Source organism: Actinospica durhamensis, assembly GCF_018139695.1.
Classification (GTDB): domain Bacteria; phylum Actinomycetota; class Actinomycetes; order Streptomycetales; family Catenulisporaceae; genus Actinospica; species Actinospica durhamensis.
Genome location: NZ_JAGSOG010000531.1, coordinates 1 through 1,956, shown reverse-complemented (window position 1 = coordinate 1,956; position 1,956 = coordinate 1). Strand labels below are relative to the sequence as shown.

At 69.4% G+C, this 1,956-nt stretch carries 1 pseudogene; it reads left to right on the top strand.

Annotated features, from left to right (window positions below):
* A pseudogene (locus KDL01_RS40765) lies at positions 1 to 777 on the top strand (hypothetical protein); the annotation flags it as partial.
* Positions 778 to 1,956: the final 1,179 nt, after the last annotated feature.

Below are 1,956 nucleotides of genomic sequence, written 5' to 3'. Positions count from 1 at the left end.
GCAGCAGCAGCGCGGGCGGGGGCGACGTTCGGTGCGGGGGCAGAAGTCGGAGCGGCATCGGGCGCGATTGGGGCGCCGAGCGTGGCGGCATCCGAGGCGGCCTCGAGCGAGGACGTGGCTGCAGGAACGGCGTCGGCGCGAGCGTTCAAAACCGGGGCGAGAGTGGGAGGCACAATCGGATCGGGGGCGATTGGCGCAGGCGCCGGGGTGGTGCTCGGCGCAGAGGCGCTGGAGGTCGAAGCTGCGGTGGCGTTCGGTGCTGTGGTGGGCGCTGAGGTCGCGAGGGCGGCGCTCACAGATGCGGCGAGGACAGAGGCCGCGGCGGGAACCGCGGTCGTGGAGGTGGCGCTCGATGCCACGCTACGGACAGAGGTCGCCGCAGCGGGGACAGAAGCCGCTGCGGAGGGAACCGCGGTCGCGGAGGCGGCGCTCGATGCTACGCCAGGGACAGAGGTTACTGCGGCGGGGCTTGAGATCGCTGCGGAGGGAACTGCGGTCGCGAGGGCGGCGCTCGATGCGACGCTAGGGACAGAAGTCGCAGCGGGGACCGCGGCGGCTGCGGAGGGAACTGCGGTCGCGGAGGCGGCGCTCGACGCCACGCCAGGGACAGAGGTCACTGCGGCGGGGCTTGAGATCGCTGCAGAAGGGCTGGAGGCCGCGGCGGGGATCGGGGTCGTTGTAGCGAGGCTGGAGGCCGCGGCCGGGATTGAGGTGGGGAAGTTGGCGGGTGGGACTAGTTGGCCGCCGTGGACTTGGAAGCCTGCTTCGGCTAGGTAGTCCTTGGCCTGCTCGAACAGTCCCACGATGCGGCGCGATACGTAGAAGCAGATCAGGGCGCACGGGATCTCGGCGAAGATGGCCATCAAGATCGAGACGACCTGGCCGCCTCGGTGGGTCGTGAGGACGTCGAACCAGGCGTCGATCAGCAGCATGGTGCCGGTCATGGCCGCCGTGACGGCGCCGCGGGGGGAACGGGTGATCAGGCGGAACGCGGTCGCTGCGAAGCCTAGGACGAGGAAGCAGTCGAAGCCGCCCCAGACGAACTCCCAGCGTCGCGAGACGTTCACTGCTTGCGGGACCGTGAACATCAGCACGATCCAGGGGATCAGGACCAGCGCGCCGCCGAGGAAGAAGGCGACCACCCACCGCGGGAGCAGCCTTTCCGAGCCTAGTTCGAATCGCACTGTCACACGCTCCTCGTTCTCGCCCCCGGCGCAGGGCACGCGGGGCGCCCGCTCTTAGGGAGATCCCCTCGCTCACCAGAGGGCAACCCCATCCGAGCGTGCCCTCACGGTTCCAGCGACGCCCGCCTGGCAGCGCCGCTACCTGGTGAACGACTTCAAACTGCAGGATGTAACGGCAACCTTTGGACAACCTGGGAAATTCCCGACTGAAGGCTGGGAAAGGCTGAGAATCGCTCCCGACCGGCGGGGAATCGGAGAGGAGCCGGAGAGGAGCCGGAGAGGAACCGGATTGGAGCCGAAGGGGAACCGGAGGAGCGGCATGGGATTCGCGGGGGCATTGGGGGCATCGCTGGCTGGGAGTGGGTTCTCCAGGTCGGCAAGTGGGCCGCCCGCGCCCGCGCGAGCCTGCGCTAGATCGAGCAATTATGCGTAAGTTCGCGTAAGTCTGCACAGTTGGCAAATCGTACAAAGTGTGGTGAGTGTCGGCCGCGGTCCCACGGTGGCCCGATGCCCACAAAGACCCATGGGTGGCCGACGGCGGAGCGACAGGCAGCGGGCCGACTAGCCACTGCCGCTCGCCGCTCGCGGCTGGCGGCTGGCGGCTGGCGGCTGGCGGCTGGCCACTGACGACTGCCGACCAGCGACCAGCGACCAGCGACCAGCGGCCGGCGACTAGCGACCAGCGGCCAGCGACCGCGAATCGACGGGTCGTCAGATCGACATCGCGGCCCGGCTACGGAGCTACGGCGGGGAATCGGATCGGGGTCGGGGG